The sequence below is a fragment of the Rhodococcus sp. p52 genome, assembly GCF_000763325.2.
Taxonomy (GTDB): Bacteria; Actinomycetota; Actinomycetes; order Mycobacteriales; family Mycobacteriaceae; genus Rhodococcus; species Rhodococcus pyridinivorans.
The window spans coordinates 459,700-475,962 of the sequence record NZ_CP016819.1; the positions used below are offsets into that span (position 1 = coordinate 459,700).

15 protein-coding genes and 1 riboswitch are annotated in these 16,263 nt (G+C 68.5%); of the genes, 9 read left to right on the forward strand and 6 right to left on the reverse strand.

Annotated elements, in window-relative coordinates; all coding sequences use genetic code 11:
* Positions 1-25: 25 nt before the first annotated feature.
* Entirely contained in the window at positions 26-508 is a 483-nt protein-coding gene (locus IM25_RS02055; protein ID WP_006552932.1) for a DUF456 domain-containing protein, read from the reverse strand.
* Positions 509-615: 107 nt separating this feature from the next.
* Between IM25_RS02055 and IM25_RS02060 the strand changes: the two genes are divergently transcribed.
* Both IM25_RS02060 and IM25_RS02065 read left to right on the forward strand, forming a co-directional pair.
* Positions 616-3,399: a vitamin B12-dependent ribonucleotide reductase gene (locus IM25_RS02060; RefSeq protein ID WP_232333374.1), complete on the forward strand. Its 2,784-nt coding sequence runs from the start codon at positions 616-618 to the stop codon at positions 3,397-3,399.
* 23 nt (positions 3,400-3,422) lie between these two features.
* Positions 3,423-3,851, forward strand: a complete 429-nt coding sequence (locus IM25_RS02065; protein ID WP_006552934.1) for a hypothetical protein — start codon at positions 3,423-3,425, stop codon at positions 3,849-3,851.
* 7 nt (positions 3,852-3,858) lie between these two features.
* On the opposite strand, the gene IM25_RS02070 is transcribed toward IM25_RS02065, so the two are convergent.
* Positions 3,859-4,239 (reverse strand): VOC family protein, encoded by a 381-nt coding sequence (locus tag IM25_RS02070; RefSeq protein ID WP_065996452.1) that lies wholly within the window; start codon positions 4,237-4,239, stop codon positions 3,859-3,861.
* A 92-nt stretch (positions 4,240-4,331) separates the two neighbouring features.
* Here IM25_RS02070 and IM25_RS02075 point away from each other — a divergent pair, with 92 nt between their 5' ends.
* Positions 4,332-4,709, forward strand: coding sequence for a nuclear transport factor 2 family protein (locus IM25_RS02075; RefSeq protein WP_033096191.1), 378 nt, complete (start codon positions 4,332-4,334; stop codon positions 4,707-4,709).
* Between the two features lie 106 nt (positions 4,710-4,815).
* The gene (locus tag IM25_RS02080) at positions 4,816-5,913 is read left to right on the forward strand and encodes a CaiB/BaiF CoA transferase family protein (protein WP_065995699.1); all 1,098 of its coding nucleotides are present in this window, start codon (positions 4,816-4,818) and stop codon (positions 5,911-5,913) included.
* Between the two features lie 51 nt (positions 5,914-5,964).
* Here the strand turns inward: IM25_RS02080 and yczR are convergent, their stop codons facing one another.
* The 3 genes from yczR to IM25_RS02095 form a co-directional block, all read right to left on the reverse strand.
* Entirely contained in the window at positions 5,965-7,446 is a 1,482-nt protein-coding gene (gene yczR, locus IM25_RS02085) for a MocR-like transcription factor YczR (protein ID WP_065995700.1), read from the reverse strand.
* Between the two features lie 33 nt (positions 7,447-7,479).
* The gene (locus IM25_RS02090) at positions 7,480-9,018 is read right to left on the reverse strand and encodes an alkaline phosphatase D family protein (protein WP_065995701.1); all 1,539 of its coding nucleotides are present in this window, start codon (positions 9,016-9,018) and stop codon (positions 7,480-7,482) included.
* A 128-nt stretch (positions 9,019-9,146) separates the two neighbouring features.
* Positions 9,147-10,436 carry an adenylosuccinate synthase gene (locus IM25_RS02095; protein WP_006552940.1) on the reverse strand — a complete coding sequence of 430 codons (1,290 nt, stop codon included), beginning with the start codon at positions 10,434-10,436 and terminating at the stop codon, positions 9,147-9,149.
* A gap of 252 nt (positions 10,437-10,688) precedes the next feature.
* Between IM25_RS02095 and IM25_RS02100 the strand changes: the two genes are divergently transcribed.
* Positions 10,689-11,342, forward strand: coding sequence for a hypothetical protein (locus IM25_RS02100; RefSeq protein ID WP_033096194.1), 654 nt, complete (start codon positions 10,689-10,691; stop codon positions 11,340-11,342).
* A 34-nt stretch (positions 11,343-11,376) separates the two neighbouring features.
* Here IM25_RS02100 and IM25_RS02105 read toward each other — a convergent pair whose 3' ends face one another.
* Positions 11,377-11,955, reverse strand: a complete 579-nt coding sequence (locus IM25_RS02105) for a TerD family protein (RefSeq protein WP_006552942.1) — start codon at positions 11,953-11,955, stop codon at positions 11,377-11,379.
* A 188-nt stretch (positions 11,956-12,143) separates the two neighbouring features.
* On the opposite strand from IM25_RS02105, the gene IM25_RS02110 reads away from it, so the two are divergent.
* The 4 genes from IM25_RS02110 to IM25_RS02125 are packed head-to-tail and all read left to right on the forward strand — an operon-like array spanning position 12,144 to position 16,103.
* Complete coding sequence (locus IM25_RS02110) at positions 12,144-13,214, forward strand: glycosyltransferase (RefSeq protein WP_033096372.1); 1,071 nt, start codon at positions 12,144-12,146, stop codon at positions 13,212-13,214.
* Entirely contained in the window at positions 13,211-14,290 is a 1,080-nt protein-coding gene (locus IM25_RS02115) for a glycosyltransferase (RefSeq protein WP_006552944.1), read from the forward strand. The genes IM25_RS02110 and IM25_RS02115 overlap by 4 nt, the downstream gene beginning before the upstream one ends.
* Positions 14,287-15,279, forward strand: a complete 993-nt coding sequence (locus IM25_RS02120) for a glycosyltransferase (RefSeq protein ID WP_033096195.1) — start codon at positions 14,287-14,289, stop codon at positions 15,277-15,279. Before IM25_RS02115 ends, IM25_RS02120 begins: the two co-directional genes overlap by 4 nt.
* Complete coding sequence (locus IM25_RS02125) at positions 15,276-16,103, forward strand: glycosyltransferase family 2 protein (RefSeq protein ID WP_065995702.1); 828 nt, start codon at positions 15,276-15,278, stop codon at positions 16,101-16,103. The genes IM25_RS02120 and IM25_RS02125 overlap by 4 nt, the downstream gene beginning before the upstream one ends.
* 18 nt (positions 16,104-16,121) lie before the next feature.
* Positions 16,122-16,243, forward strand: a riboswitch (cobalamin riboswitch).
* Positions 16,244-16,263: the final 20 nt, after the last annotated feature.

A 16,263-nucleotide genomic window follows, 5' to 3' on the forward strand; every position in this document is an offset into this window, starting at 1 on the left:
GGTCTGCTCGGCTTTCCGGGTGCGCTCAGGTGAACAGGACGGCGCCCAGCCACACCGACGCCGCGACGAGTCCGCCGAACAGTTCGACGAGGATCGACAACGCGACCGCCTTGGTCGCCGCGACCGTCGAGACCCACGCGTCGCGGTGGGTGCGATGCCGCTGCACCTCCGACAGGTACATGCCGAGCAGGAAGCCCAGGAACAGCCCGACGACGGGGACGACGAAGAACCCGACGATGCCGAGCAGACCGGCGAGGATCAACGAGCGGTTCGGCACCCCGGCCTGCTGCAGTCGCTTGCCGGGCCAGGTGTACTTCACGATGCCGGTGACCAGCAGCGCCACCGCCGCGACGCCCAGCACGATCCATGCGGTGGTGCCTCCCGTGAGGAACGCCCATACGGCGATCGCGCCGAAGATCAGCAGGACGCCGGGCAGGACCGGCAGCACGATCCCGAGCAGGCCGACGAGGATCGCCAGCCCGACGAGCAGTTCGCCGCCGGCACTCACGGCGCCACCGAGCGGGTCGAGCGGGCGGAAGACAGCGGAGTACCGGGACGCGGTGGCAGCATGGTGGGACTATATGTGCCACCGGTCCACGCCCCCGGGAGGACGCGATGAGCAGTACCAGGCCTCACAGCAGCCCGAAGAGTGCATCGGACGCCGCATCCGCCGCGGTGCGCGGCGACGTCCGGTACTTCACGACGCCCGGTGTCGATCCCGCCGAGGCGGTGGAGTGGCAGCGCCGCGACGCGCGGATCGTCCACCACGGCACCGGTCGTGTCGTCTTCGAGCAAACCGATGTGGAGTTTCCTGCCTTCTGGTCGCAGAACGCCACCGACATCGTCACGCAGAAGTACTTCCGCGGGCAGCTCGGACACCCGGATCGTGAGCACTCGTTGCGCGACGTGATCGCGCGCATCGTCGACACGATCACGGCGGGGGGGCACACCGACGGTCATCTCGACGATCCGGAGGCGTTCGCCGCCGAGCTGACCTATCTGCTGATCCACCAGCGGGCCTCGTTCAACAGTCCCGTCTGGTTCAACATCGGGGTGCCGAACACTCCGCAGCAGGCCAGCGCGTGTTTCATTCTGTCGGTCGACGACAGCATCGACTCGATCCTCGAGTGGTACCGGCAGGAAGCGGTGATCTTCAAGGGCGGTTCGGGCGCCGGGGTGAACCTCTCCCGGATCCGCTCGTCGGCCGAACCGCTGACCGGTGGCGGAAGCGCATCGGGGCCGGTCAGCTTCATGCGCGGCGCCGACGCCTCCGCCGGCACCATCAAGTCCGGCGGCAAGACCCGGCGGGCCGCGAAGATGGTGATCCTCGACGTCGACCATCCCGACATCGAGGAGTTCGTCGACTGCAAGGCGATCGAGGAACGCAAGGCGCGGGTGCTCGCCGAGGCCGGTTTCGACATGGGTCTCGACGGCACCGACATCCATTCGGTGCAGTACCAGAACGCGAACAACTCGGTGCGCGTGACCGACGAGTTCATGCACGCGGTGGTGGCCGACGCCGAGTGGCCGCTGCGCGCCGTGACGACCGGCGAGACGGTCCGGACGGTGCGCGCGCGAGAGTTGTTGCAGCGCACCGCCGCCGCCACCTGGGAGTGCGCCGACCCGGGCATCCAGTACGACACGACGATCAATGCCTGGCACACCGCCTCCGCGACCGGCCGGATCAACGCGTCGAATCCCTGCTCGGAGTACATGCATCTCGACGATTCGGCCTGCAACCTCGCGAGCCTGAATCTGCTGACCTTCCTGCGCGAGGACGGCACCTTCGACGTCGACGGTTTCCGTCACTCCGTGGCGGTGATGCTCACCGCGCAGGAAATCCTCGTCGGCCGCGCCGACTACCCCACCGAGCGGATCGGTGAGACGTCGCGGCGGTTCCGGCAGCTCGGGCTCGGTTACGCCAACCTCGGTGCGCTGCTCATGGCTTCGGGCCTGCCCTACGACAGCGAGGCCGGACGCGCGACGGCTGCGGCGATCACCGCCCTGATGACCGGTCACGCCTACGCCGTGTCGGCGGACATGGCGAGGCGCCTCGGACCGTTCGACGGTTTCGACGAGAACCGCGCGCCGATGCTCGACGTGCTGGGCAAGCATCGTGGCGCACTCGATGACATCGACGCCGATCTCGCACCGGCCGACGTGCTCGATGCGGCACGACAGGCGTGGGACCGCGCCGTGGCCGACGGCTCTGCCCACGGTGTGCGCAACAGCCAGGTCAGCGTGCTCGCACCGACCGGCACGATCGGGCTCGCGATGGATTGCGACACCACCGGGATCGAACCGGATCTGGCGTTGGTGAAGACCAAGAAGCTCGTCGGCGGCGGCAGCCTCACGATCGTCAATCGCAGTGTGCCGCGCGCACTGTCGCGTCTGGGTTACAGCCCGTCGGAGGTCGCCGATATCGTGGCGCACCTCGATCTGCATCACGATCTCGCCGGTGCGCCGCACGTGCGCGACGAGCACGCACCGGTGTTCGCGACGTCCATGGGCGACAACGTCATCTCGCCGCGCGGCCACGTCGCGATGATGGCCGCGGTGCAGCCCTTCCTCTCGGGTGCGATCTCCAAGACGGTGAACCTGCCCGAGTCCGCGACCGTCGACGACATCGCCGACATGTATGTCGACGCGTGGCGCCTGGGCGTGAAGGCCCTTGCGATCTACCGTGACAACTGCAAACTGGGACAACCGTTGTCGACGGCGTCGCGCCCTGCTGTCGCAGAAGCGGCTCCGTCCACGGCGCCTCGCCGCGAGCGGCTCCCGCGCACCCGCACTTCTCGGACGTTCGAGTTCCGGGTGGCGGACTGCAAGGGCTTCGTCACGATCGGTGAGTACGACGACGGGCGTCCCGGCGAGATGTTCCTGCGCGTGTCCAAACAGGGCTCGACGCTCGCCGGCATCATGGACGCCTTCTCGATGTCGGTCAGTTACGGTCTGCAGTACGGGGTCCCGTTGCGCACCTTCGTCCGGGCCTTCACGAGTACGCGTTTCGAGCCGGCCGGGATCACCGACGATCCGGATCTGCGGATCGCCACGTCGATCCTCGACTACATCTTCCGGCGACTGGCGATCGACTATCTCGAACCCGACGAGCGCGCCGAACTGGGCATCCTCACCGGCGCCGAGCGTTCGGTGCCCGACACCCCCACGCTCACGCCGTACACGAGCACGCCGCCGGTGCGTGAGCCCGATCCGCCGGCGACCGCGCCGCGGGGCACGCACAGCACGAGCAGCGCGAGCACGTCCTCCCCGGGTGGTCTCGCTGCTCCGTCACCGTCGAATCCGGACGCGCCGTACTGCATGCAGTGCGGAGTGAAGATGCAACGGGCCGGGTCGTGCCACGCCTGCCCGTCCTGTGGGAACACCAGCGGCTGCAGTTGAGGTGATGCGTCCATACTGGCGGGATGGTCCTGGGAGTCGACACCGAACTGACACTGACGGCCGCGGGTGCGGTCTTCCTTCTTGCGCTCGCTCTCGGCGTGTGGAAGTACCGGCAGATGGCGACGTCCGACGACCACCTCGCGCACCCGTACGTCGACATCGCCCACCGATCGGCCCTGATGTATTCCTTCGCGACGCTGCTGGTCGCGGTGTTCGTCGAGCTCAGCGCGTGGCCCACCGCAGTGAACCTCGCCGCGGCCGCGGTGATCGTGGTGTTCTTCGTCGGCGCGATCGCGAGCTATGTCGTGCACGGTGCGCTGCGCGACACCACGAATCAGTTCGCGCATCCGGTGCGCGGGACGGGTCTGGCGATGGCCGCGCTGATCGTCGGTGAGATGGGTGGCTTCGCGGTGCTGTTCGCCGGCTTCCTGTGGGATGCCTTCGCAAGCTGAGGCCGCGTCAGGTGCGGTGTTCGAGCAACGACAGGACGTTGCCGTGCGGGTCGCGGAACCATGCGACCCGCATACCGTCGGGTGCGGTCCACGCGTCGTGGTCGTCCTGATCCATGCCGTTGTACCGGATGAACTCCACGCCGTGCTCGCGCAGTTGTTCGACGGTGCCGTCCAGATCGGATCCCCGCCAGCCCAGCACGGTGTAGCCGGTCTCCTCGCGCGACTGCACGAGGGTCACCCGGACCGGCGCGCCGCCGCCTCCGTCGAGGACGAGCGCGAAGGGGTCGCGGGAGAGCTTCCGGAAGCGCAGGGTGTCGACGTAGAACATCTCCGAGACGTCGAGGTCGGTGCTCGGGACGAAGCTCACGAGTTGGCCGGTGATCGTCATACGTCCACTGTGCTCCGGAGCGCCCGAGTGCGACAGCGGATTCGGCGGATTCACGCCCCCACCTCGGCGATCCGGCGACTAGGCTCTCGATCATGAGTACTTCGGAGATCGCTACGGTCCTGGCCTGGCACGACGCTGTGAACAGCAACGACATCGACACGCTCGTGCAGTTGTCGAGCGACGACATCGTGCTCCCCACCCCCGACGACGATCCCGACCAAGGACTCGACGAACTGCGCGAGTGGGCGACGACGGCAGGGGTCACGCTGCAACCGGGCCGCCTGTTCGTCCACCACGGAATCGTGGTGGTCGAGGAGACGGCGACCTGGGCGTCCGATCCGGGTCCTCGCGACGAGGCGATCGCCTTCCGGGTGGTCGACGACCAGGTGGTCACCGTCGTCCGCCACACCGATCTCGGCGAGGCCTTCGAGGCGACCGGACTGAGCGAGGCCGACCTCTACGAGGAGTGATCCACTCCCGACGACCGGAACCCCAGCAACCGGAGCCATATTCTGAACGCTCGCTAAGGTACTCTCCGTTGCGACAGTCCCTACACATCGGAGCGAGGTTCGTCGAGTGTCCGCTGAAGCTGTTGAGAAGAAGGGTCCGCTCGCGGGTGTCCGCGTCGTCGAGTTCAAGGGTCTCGGTCCCGGCCCGCACGCCGCGACCCTGCTCGCCGATCTCGGCGCCGATGTCGTCATCGTGCAGCGCCCCGGCGAGATCCCGCCGGAGGGACAGCGCGATCCGATTCAGCGCAACCGTCGCATCGTCGAGGCCAACCTCAAGGATCCCGCCGACATCGAGAAGGTCCTGACCCTGCTCGAGCGCGCCGACGTCCTCATCGAGGGCTTCCGTCCCGGCGTCACCGAACGACTCGGCCTCGGACCGGACGTGGTCCTCGAGCGCAACCCGCGCATCGTCTACGGCCGCATGACCGGCTGGGGCCAGGAGGGCCCGCTCGCCAACGCCGCCGGCCACGACATCAACTACATCTCCCTCACCGGCGTCCTGCACGCCATCGGCCGCCAGGGCGAGCGTCCGGTGCCGCCGCTGAACATGGTCGGCGACTTCGGTGGCGGTTCGATGTTCCTCGTCTTCGGCATCCTGTCCGCCCTCGTCGAGCGTCAGACCTCCGGCAAGGGCCAGGTCGTGGACGCGGCGATGGTCGACGGCGCCCTCGCTCTCTCGCACATGATGTGGGCGTTCCGCGGTCGCGGCGCGTGGTCGGACGAGCGCGGCGTCAACATGCTCGACACCGGCGCCCCGTTCTACGAGGTCTACGAGACCAAGGACGGCAAGTACATGGCCGTCGGTTCCATCGAGCCGCAGTTCTACGCGCTGCTGCTGCAGGGCCTCGAGCTCGATCCGGCCGACCTGCCGCACCAGCTCGACACTTCCCGCTGGGCGGAGATGAAGAAGATCTTCACCGACAAATTCCTGTCGAAGACCCGCGACGAGTGGACCGAGATCTTCCTCGGTACCGATGCCTGCGTCTCCCCGGTCCTCACCTGGGCCGAGGCGGAGAAGAACGAGCATCTCGTCGCACGCGGGTCGCTGATCGAGATCGACGGCGTCGTGCAGCACGCACCGGCGCCGCGCTTCTCCCGCCCCCCCGCCGGGGAGCCGGTCGGTCCGGCGGCCGAGGCCACCGACATCGACACCCTCTGGGTCTGATCCGGCAGCCCGAGCCCGCCGACGCTCCGACGATCGTCCTGGCGCACAGGATCAGACGACGAGCCGCGCCTCGTCGGGTGTGCGCCCGGAGGCGACCTGCTCGTAGGCGGCGGCCATCGCCTCGACGGCGTCGTCGAGGACCTCGACATCCTGCGTGTACGGCAGGCGCACGAAATGTTCGAACGCACCCTGCACACCGAAGCGCGGACCGGCGGAGAGCAGCACACCGTGGGACGGCGCGGCGGCAGCCAGCGAGGTCGACACCGGCTCGGGCATCCGCGCCCACAACGACATCCCGCCCTGGCCCGGCGTGTACTCCCAGTCGGGCACCCGCCGGTCCAAGGCTGCGCACAGCGCACGGCGTCGTTCCCTCAACGCGGCGCGGCGACGTTCGAGCAGTTCGTCGACTTCGGAGAGCAGATGCGCGGCCGCGAGCTGTTCCATGACAGGCGTGCCCAGGTCGACCGCGGTCCGTGCCCCGGCCAGCCGGACGATCGTGTCGCGGTCGGCGCGGATCCATCCCACCCGCAGGCCACCCCACAGCGACTTCGCCGTCGAACCCACCGTCACCACCGACGCGCCGGCAGGCATGGCTGCGACGGGATGCGGCGGCGGGGCGTCGAGCCAGAGATCGACCATCGACTCGTCGACGACGAGCGTGGTCCGCGTGTCGCGCATGATGCGGGCCAGTTCGGCGCGGCCGTCCTCGTCGAGGCACAGGCCAGTGGGGTTGTGGAAGTCGGGGACGAGGAAGGCGGTGCGCGCGGCGGTCTGCCGGACGGCACTGGCGACACCGTCGAGATCCCAGCCGCCGTGCGGGCCGTTCTCCGGGCGCACCGGAACCGGCACCGGGCGCGCGCCGTAGCGGCGGATCGCTTCGAGCGCATTGGGATAGGTGGGGTGGTCGACGACCACCCGGTCGCCGGGGTCGTCGAGCACACCGAGCAGCAGGCGCATCGCGTGCTGCGCCCCGGAGGTGACCATGATCTGGTCGGGCGAGGTGGGCAGTCCACGCTCGCGGTAGCGGCGGGCGATGACCTCGCGCAGCACCGACACCCCTATCGGTTCCATGCCGTGCGAGTCCAGATAGGTCGACATCGACCGCAGCGCCGCGGCATACGCCGCTTCGATCTCCGCTGCCGGCGCGGGCAGCGAGGCGTTGCTCAGATCGATCGCCGGGCCGATCGGCATCCGGGACCCGGTGTTCTCCGCGCCCCGGCGAGCGGGCACGGCGACCGTGCTGCGGGCACCCTGCCGACTGCGCAGATAGCCTTCTTCCCGCAGCGCCGCATAGGCGGACGCGACGGTGGTGCGGCTCACCGACAGCGCCGCGGCGAGTTCCCGCTCGCTGGGCAGGGCGACCCCGAGCGGGACGCGGCCGTCGTGCACGAGCAGGCGGATGCTGTCCGCGAGCGCCCGGTAGGCGGGTCTGGGATCGGGGCGAGCGGAGCGACGGGAATGCGACTGCCCCGAATCCTGCCAGTTCCCGAGGTCGCGGACGAGCGACACGGCTCCGATCGCTCGAGTGATCACCGATCCAGTATGCCCCGCATCGCGCGGGCGGGATCAGGCCGGTGGATCGAGCACCTCACGGAACAGGACCGTCCCTCGCGAGTCGAGCAACTCCACCCGCATCTGCTTCGTCGCGCCGTCGATGAACACTTCCCCGAAGTGCTGATATCCGTCCATCGGCGAGGTGTTCGCCGCCGGGGGCGCGTGCACGAAGACGGCCTCGGGACCGAACGTTCCGTCCAGTTCGTTGGGTCCGAAAGCACCGGCGTTGAGCGGTCCCGAGACGAACTCCCAGAACTCGTCGAAGTCGGTGAACGAGGCGCGGTCCGGCGAATAGTGATGCGCGGCCGTGTAGTGCACGTCGGCGGTCAACCACACGGTGCCGGTGATCCTGCGCGCCTCGACCGCCGACAGGACCCGCGCGATCTCCGATTCCCGGCCCGAGGGAGCGCCGTTGTCCCCGTTCGCGATTCCTTCGAAGGCCGTATCGCCGTCGGGTACGACCAGGCCGATCGGCAGGGCGGCGGCGATGATCTTCCAGGTGGCGGTCGAACGGGTGAGTTCGTCGATGAGCCACTGCGTCTGCGCGCTGCCGAGCCCCTGCCCCGCCGCGCCGACGTTGGTGCCGTTGGCGTCCTTGTAGGTCCGCATGTCGAGTACGAAGACGTCGAGCAGCGGTCCGTACCGCACGACCCGGTGGATGCGTCCGTCGACGGCCTCCGCCGGATCGAGCGGGAGCCACTCGTGGAAGGCACGGAAAGCCCGTTCCGCCAGGACGTCCACGTTCTTCTCGGTGTACTGCTCGAGATCCAGGATCTCACCCGCGTACCAGTTGTTGACGGTCTCGTGGTCGTCCCACTGCACGATCTGCGCGACGGAGGAGTTGAACCGCCGATAGTTCTCATCCATGAGGTTGTAGGCGTACTGGCCGCGGTACTCGTCGAGGGTCTGCGCCACAGCACTCTTGGCCTCGGTGACGATGTTGCGCCAGATCCGGCCGTCCGGCAGCTCGACGGTCTCCTTCAGCGGATTGTCGGCGTACACGACGTCGCCGGAATGCACGAACAGGTGCGGGTCGCGACGGGCCATCGTGTCGAAGATCGTCATCCCACCGATGTCGGGATTGATACCGAAGCCCTGACCGGCGGTGTCGCCGGACCACTGCAGCCTGATGTCGCCGGGTGCGGTCGGGGCGGTGCGGAACAGACCCGTCACCGGCTCGGACGTGGCGCCGTCCTCGCCTTCGAGGACGACACGATAGTGCACCTGCTCGCCGGCCGGCAGTCCCGTCAGCCGCAGTCGGCCGGTTCCGTCCGTCTCGGGCGTCAGCAGACCACCCACGTGCCGGACGGGATCGGTGAAGGATTCGGTGGCCGCCGTCTCCACGACGAGCCGCGCCGGTCGATCCGAGCGCGCCCACACGAGCGCCCCGTCGGCCCGCACGTCGCCGGTGGCCACACCGTGGGTGAGGATCGGCCGCTCACGGACGAGGCTCGGCGTTGCAACGGAACTTCCCGACGAGCACGCCACCGCCGGAGCCGCGAGGGCTCCGAGCGCGACGGTGCGCAGCAGGGTTCGACGGGACACGTACATGGTTCTCCCCGGGGTCCGACGGACTGTGCGGGACGAGCGTGCACAGTCCGTGCGAACCGTCGGTGAACATGCAGTGAGGGATCGGCGCCCGTCCGACGACGAATCGGCGCGGGCCGGGAGCTACCCCGTCAGCGGATGACGTCGCGCCGGACGATCGTCTCGTCGCGGCCCGGCCCCACACCGATGCAGGAGATGTAGGCGCCGGAGAGCTCCTCGAGACGCAGCACGTAGTTCTGCGCGTTCTTCGGCAGCTCCTCGAAGGTGCGGGCGTGGGTGATGTCCTCCCACCAGCCCGGCATCTCCTCGTAGATCGGCTTGGCGTGGTGCACGTCGGTCTGCGTCATCGGCATCTCGTCGATACGCACACCGTCGACCTCGTAGCCGACGCAGATCGGCACGGTGTCGAGACCCGACAGCACGTCGAGCTTGGTGAGGAAGTAGTCGGTGATGCCGTTGACGCGGGTCGCGTAGCGGGCGATGACGGCGTCGAACCATCCCGTGCGGCGGGCGCGACCGGTGGTGACACCGACCTCTCCACCCTGCTTGGCGAGGTAGGCGCCGTGGTCGTCGAACAGCTCGGTCGGGAACGGACCCGAGCCGACGCGGGTGGTGTAGGCCTTGAGGATGCCCAGCACCGTCGAGATCTTCGCCGGGCCGATACCCGAACCGACAGCGGCGCCGCCGGCGGTGGGGTTGGACGACGTCACGTACGGATAGGTGCCGTGGTCGACATCGAGCAGCGTGCCCTGCGAACCCTCGAGGAGGATCGTGTCGCCGCGCTCGAGCGCCTTGTTCAGTTCGAGGCGCGTATCGGTGATGCGGTGCTTGAAACCCTCGGCCTGGGTGAGGACCTCGTCGACCACCTGCTGCGGGTCGAGCGCCTTGCGGTTGTAGATCTTGACGAGCACCTGGTTCTTGAATTCCAGTGCGGCCTCGACCTTCTGGGTGAGGATCTTCTCGTCGAGCACGTCGGCGACCCGCACGCCCACGCGGGCGATCTTGTCCTGGTAGCAGGGGCCGATACCGCGTCCGGTGGTGCCGATCTTCTTCTTGCCGAGGAAGCGTTCGGTGACCTTGTCGATGGCCACGTGGTACGGCATGATCAGGTGCGCATCGGCCGAGAGCAGCAGACGGGACGTGTCGACGTCGCGCTTCTCGAGGCCTTCGAGCTCGGTGAGCAGCACACCCGGATCCACCACGACACCGTTGCCGATGACGTTGTTGACGCCGGGCGTCAGGATGCCCGACGGGATCAGGTGCAGGGCGAACTTGTCGCCGTTGGGCAGCACGACCGTGTGACCGGCGTTGTTGCCGCCCTGGTAGCGCACGACCCACTGCAGACGTCCGCCGAGTAGATCGGTAGCTTTGCCCTTGCCCTCGTCGCCCCACTGGGCTCCGATCAGGACGATTGCCGGCATGTCGCGCTCTCCTCAGGCAGGTGTCTACGTGCGGGCGGTCTCGCCTGCAGGGTCCTGCCCAACCGGGCAGCAGCCGGGACCACAGTGTAGTCCACCCTCCGACGAGCGCGAATGACGGGACTGCAGAAGCGCCGGAGCTGCGGCGCGCGGTGGCGGGGCGCCGCCGCCCTCCCCCACCGCCTTCCCATTACAGTGGACGCAGCCGAGAGCCCGACGAACCCGACCCCTCGAGGAGACCCGTTGACCCCGGTAGTGCTCAGATGCGGTGACGTGCCATTGCCGTTGGCGCTGACCCCCGTGACCGCACTGTCTGCGCCTGCCCTCCCCGAGAAGGACGACTTCGAGGACGTCTTCGCGCATCTCGAGTCGGTAGAGGACCCTCGTCTGATCGTCGTAGGCAACGACGCGGCGTTCGCCGCGACCGTCACCCGGCTGATGCGCACCGAACGCCTCGACCTGGAGGTCGCGTACGTCCCGGAGACACGAACCCCGGCCACGGAGGCGTACGGGTTGCGGACGGGGTCGAAGGCCGCCACCGTCGCCCTGCAGGGGGTCGCGAAGCCGTTGCCGCTCATCCGCGACGACGCCGGTATCGCCCTCGTCGGCCGTGCGCTGCTGTGCGGTGAGAACGGCGATGCGCTCGTCGGGGAGGCCTACGTCGATGACACCCGCCTGTTCTCCGGCACGGTGCCCGGCATCCGCGTCGAACCCACACCCGCGATGCCCGGTCTGCGGGCCGCGATCGACCGGCCGCGCTGGTTCGGCGGCTACAAGTGGCTGACGGGCCGGGCCATGCAGTTGGGTTCCCCCGCCGCAGTCGTCACCCGCGACGGGGTCGCGAACCCCCGGGCTCTCAAGCGGTCGACCTTCTACCGGCACGACAAGAAGTGGAAGCTCGTCCGCTGAAACCCATCTTCAGCCGACGTTGACCCCTCTCGGCTCAGCCGACGTTGACGCCGTAGTCCCGTGCGATGCCCGCCAGACCGGAGGCGTAGCCCTGGCCGATGGCGCGGAACTTCCACTCGCCACCGTGGCGGTACAGCTCACCGAAGACCATCGCAGTCTCGGTGGACGCATCCTCGGTGAGGTCGTAGCGGGCGAGTTCCCGGCCGTCGGCGCGGTCGACGACGCGGATGAACGCGTTGCGCACCTGACCGAACGACTGGCCCCGCGCGTCGGCGTCGTGGATCGACACCGGGAAGACGATCGACTTGACCTCCGCGGGAACGGCGACGAGGTCGACGTTCACGCTCTCGTCGTCGCCCTCGCCCTCACCGGTGAGGTTGTCGCCGGTGTGCTCGACGGAGCCGTCCGGCGAACGCAGGTTGTTGTAGAAGACGAAATGCTGGTCGGACAGGACCTTGCCGTTCTCGCTCGTCAGCAGTGCACTGGCGTCGAGATCGAAGTCCGCGCCGGTCGTCGCGCGCACGTCCCAGCCGAGACCCACCGTCACCGCCGTCAGGTTCGGAGCCTCCTTCGACAGCGAAACGTTGCCGCCCTTGGCCAAGCTCACACCCATACCGAATCCTCTCGCTCGATGATCGTTGCCTACCGCCACCCTAGTGAAGACCGGACGAGTCGGGCAGGACGTGTGAAGGCCGTCCCGCGGGGGTAGCCGCAGGGCACCGGACGATGGCCGGGGACGGCGTTCCCGGCCTTTCGGTGTGTACGGCGAATGTCGCGCGAGGGAGAAGAGGGTCGGTTGTGGTGATTCGAGTCGCGTCGGTGCCTGCGTCGCACGTCTACGTCCGGCACCTCGCCTGCCCGGAGGGCGACGACGTGATCCGGTTGACGGATCCGGTTCCCGCCGACGGCCGCAAGGTTCCGGGGGGCTGGTGGCCGCCGTTGATGCTCGAACCGGGCTGGGTGAGCGACCACCACGAGGAATTCGACGTCTTCCACATCCATTTCGGATTCGACGCGATCGGCGCGGAGCAGCTGCAGGACGTCGTCGCCGAACTCGCCGAGCACGACAAGCCTCTCGTGTACACGGTGCACGACCTGCGGAACCCGCACCATCCCACCCCCGGTGAGCACCACAAGCAACTCGACGTGCTGATTCCGGCCGCGGACGAACTGATCACCCTCACGCCGGGCGCCGCCGAGCGGATCCGTCTGCGCTGGGGTCGGGAGGCGACGGTCCTGCCGCATCCGCACGTCGTCGAACAGCACTGGCTCGAGCGACCGCGTCGCGACGAAAGTCCGTTCGTCGTGGGAGTCCACGCGAAGAGCCTGCGCGCGAACATGGATCTGTTCCCGGTGCTCGACACGCTGGCCGAGACCGTGCGCTCGCTACCCGATGCGGTGTTGCAGATCAACGTGCACGACGAGATCTTCGATCCCGACAATGCGTACTGGTACAACCCGGAAGCCGGTTCCCGCATCCTGCAGTACGGCGAGCAACCCCAGGTGGACGTGCGGGTGCATCCGTACTTCTCCGACGACGAACTGTGGCAGTACCTCTCGGATCTGTCGGTGTCGGTGCTGCCCTACCGTTTCGGAACCCATTCGGGTTGGCTCGAGGCGTGTTTCGACCTCGGCACCGCTGTGATCGCGCCGAGTTGCGGCTTCTACGGCGAGCAGCGTCGGTGCGGGGTGTACACCTACGACGAGGACACCTTCGAAGCCGACTCGCTCGATCGTTGCGTGCGAGAACTGTACGAGAGCAGGGATCTTCCGCGAGCCGACTGGTCGCAACGTATGGACGAACGTCGCGCGCTGGCCCGCGCCCATCGCGATATCTACCTGCGCGCGATGAGCAACCGGAGCAGATCATGACGCCGTTGCGCATCGCACTCGTCGCGTCGAACAGATATCCGATCCGCCAGCCCTTCGCCGGCGGACTCGAAGCGCACGTGTGGCATCTCGCCCACGCGCTCGGCAAGGACGGCCACGAGGTGACGCTCTTCGCCGCACCGGGATCCGATCCGGAACTTCCGGCCTCGTTCCTCGAGGTGCCGTCCTTCGAGGTCAGCGAACTCGCACGCAGCGACGTGTCGATGCCCCCGGCGAACGGCTTCCTCGGCGACCACCACGCCTACCTGTCGCTGATGCTCGATCTCGCCGGACCGTCCGCCGATGCCTTCGACGTCGTGCACAACCACAGCCTGCACTACCTGCCGATAGCGATGGCCCGCATGTTGCACACCCCGCTGCTCTGCACGCTGCACACGCCGCCGACGCCGTGGCTCGAGTCGGCGATGGCGACTCCGGGTGGGTGCCCGGGCACGTTCGTCGCGGTCAGCCGGCACACCGCGACGGCCTGGGAACACGTCACGCCCGGTCCGGTGGCGGTCGTGCCCAACGGTGTCGATCTCGGAGCGTGGCCGGTCGGTTCGGGAGGTGAGGATCTGATCTGGTTCGGCCGCCTCGTGCCGGAGAAGGGCGCGCATCTCGCGATCGAGGCCGCGCGCCGGGTCGGTTACCGGCTGCGGATCGCGGGCCCGATCAGCAACCGGGGGTACTTCGCGGAACACGTCGAACCGTTCCTCGGTCCCGACGTGATCTATCTCGGTCATCTTTCCCAGCCGGATCTCGCTGCCGCGGTGGGACGTTCGGCAGCAGCACTCATCACCCCGCAATGGGACGAACCGTACGGGCTCGTCGTCGCCGAGTCCCTGGCATGCGGGACACCCGTGGTGGCCTTCGCGCGCGGCGGCATCCCGGAGGTGGTCGACGAGAGCAGCGGATGCCTGGTCGCGCCGGACGACATCAACGGCCTGGCCGAGGCGGTACCCCGCGCTGTCGGTCTGTCCCGTGCCTCCGCCCGAGCCCGCGCGGAGGAGCGTTGTTCGGAACGCACGATGGTCGATGCCTACGTCTCGCTGTATCGGGAACTCGCGGGAGCGGCATGATCGGCTACTACATCCATCACCACGGGCACGGACACCGCACCCGCGCGAGCAGCATCTGCGCGGATCTGCGGACGCCGGTGACGGCATTGTCGTCGGCGCCGCTCGGCACTGCCGCCGACGCCTTCGACGACGTCGTGCTGCTCCCCCGCGACGACCTCGCCGTCGACACCGCGCAGGACACGACGGCCCACGACGTCCTCCACTGGGTTCCCACCCACGACGACGGTCTCCGCGAACGCATGCACGCGCTGGGGTCGTGGATCGCCGCGACCCGCCCGAGCCTGCTGGTAGTGGATGTGTCGGTGGAGGTGACGCTCCTCGCCCGCTTGTACGGGATCCCCGTCGTGGTGCTCGCGATGCCGGGCGAGCGCACCGATACCGCCCACACGCTGGCCTACCGCGTCGCCGACCATCTCATCGCACCGTGGTCGCAGGACGTCTACGATCCGCACTGGCTGCGCTCGTACGCCACCTCGTACGTCGGCGGGATCAGCCGTTTCGACGGACGCCCGTCTCCCACCCGCACAGCCGGTGAGAAGCCGAGGGTCCTCGTCATGAGCGGCAGCGGCGGATCGTCGATCACCGTCGACGATCTGCACCGGTTCTCGTCACGCTACCCCCAGTACGTGTGGGAGGGTCTCGGTGTCGCGGGCGGCCCGTGGGTCGACGATCCGTGGCCCGTCCTCACCGGCGCCGACGTCGTGATCGGGCATGCGGGCCAGAACACCGTCGCCGACATCGCGGCCGCCGCGCGACCTGCGGTCGTGATCGCCGAACCCCGTCCGTTCGACGAACAGCGTTCCACCGCAACGGCTTTGGAGAAGTCCGGACTGGCGGTGGGTCTCGACGGGTGGCCCGACCCGGACCGCTGGCCCGAACTGATCGAGCGAGCACGCGGCCTCGACCCCGTCGAATGGAAACGCTGGCAGGTCGACGGTGCCGCGGCGCGCGCGGCGGCGATCCTGGACGACCTAGCGCAGCGATCGTGACCGTCTCGGTCGTCACGGTCGCCGCAGGTCGCGGCACGCATCTGCGACGCCAACTCGACGGCCTCGCACGCAGCACCCGGACACCCGACGAGCACATCGTTGTCGCGATGGGTGACCCGGAGGTCACGGAGGTCGTCGCCACGGCCGGCTCGTCGGCGCGAGTGGTGGAGATGGACGTCGACTCCGCGAAACTGCCGGTCGGAGAGGCACGGAATCTGGGCGCGCGGACGGCGTCGTCGGATCTGCTCGTCTTCCTCGACGTCGACTGCATTCCGGCTCCCGACCTGATCGAACGGTACGCCGAGGCGGCCGGCCGGCACCCGGCTGCGCTGCTCAACGGTCCGGTCACCTATCTGTCCGAACCGGGCGCCGACGGCTACGACCTCGACCGGCTGGGCGACGCGATCGATCCGCATCCGGCCCGTCCGTTCCCCTCCTCGGGTGAGATCGTGCTGGACGATAGACACGAATTGTTCTGGTCGCTGTCGTTCGCGTCCCGGTCGCTCGTGTGGGACCGGATCGGCGGGGTCTGCACCGCATACAGCGGATACGGCGGCGAGGACACCGATTTCGGACAGAAGGCCGCCCGTGCCGGAGTCCCGATGGCCTGGGTCGGCGGCGCCCATGCCTTCCACCAGTACCACCCGGTGTCGAGCCCGCCGGTCGAGCATCTCGACGACATCCTCACCAATGCCGCGCTGTTCCACCAGCGTTGGGGGTGGTGGCCGATGCGGGGGTGGCTCGACGAGTTCGAGCGGACGGGACTCGTCTCCTTCGACCCCGACACGCAGCGGTGGACGAAGGTGCGGACGACCGGCCCGTGAAGACTTTTCGTTCCGTGTGCTAATTTCGGCACCGTCATTGCGACGACGCACGAGGAAGTCGGTGTGATTCCGGCGCGGTCCCGCCACTGTGACCGGTAGAGCGATCTCCGGGAGCCAGATACTCACGTCGCCGTACCTCCTTGCCCGGGGCGGACTCCCC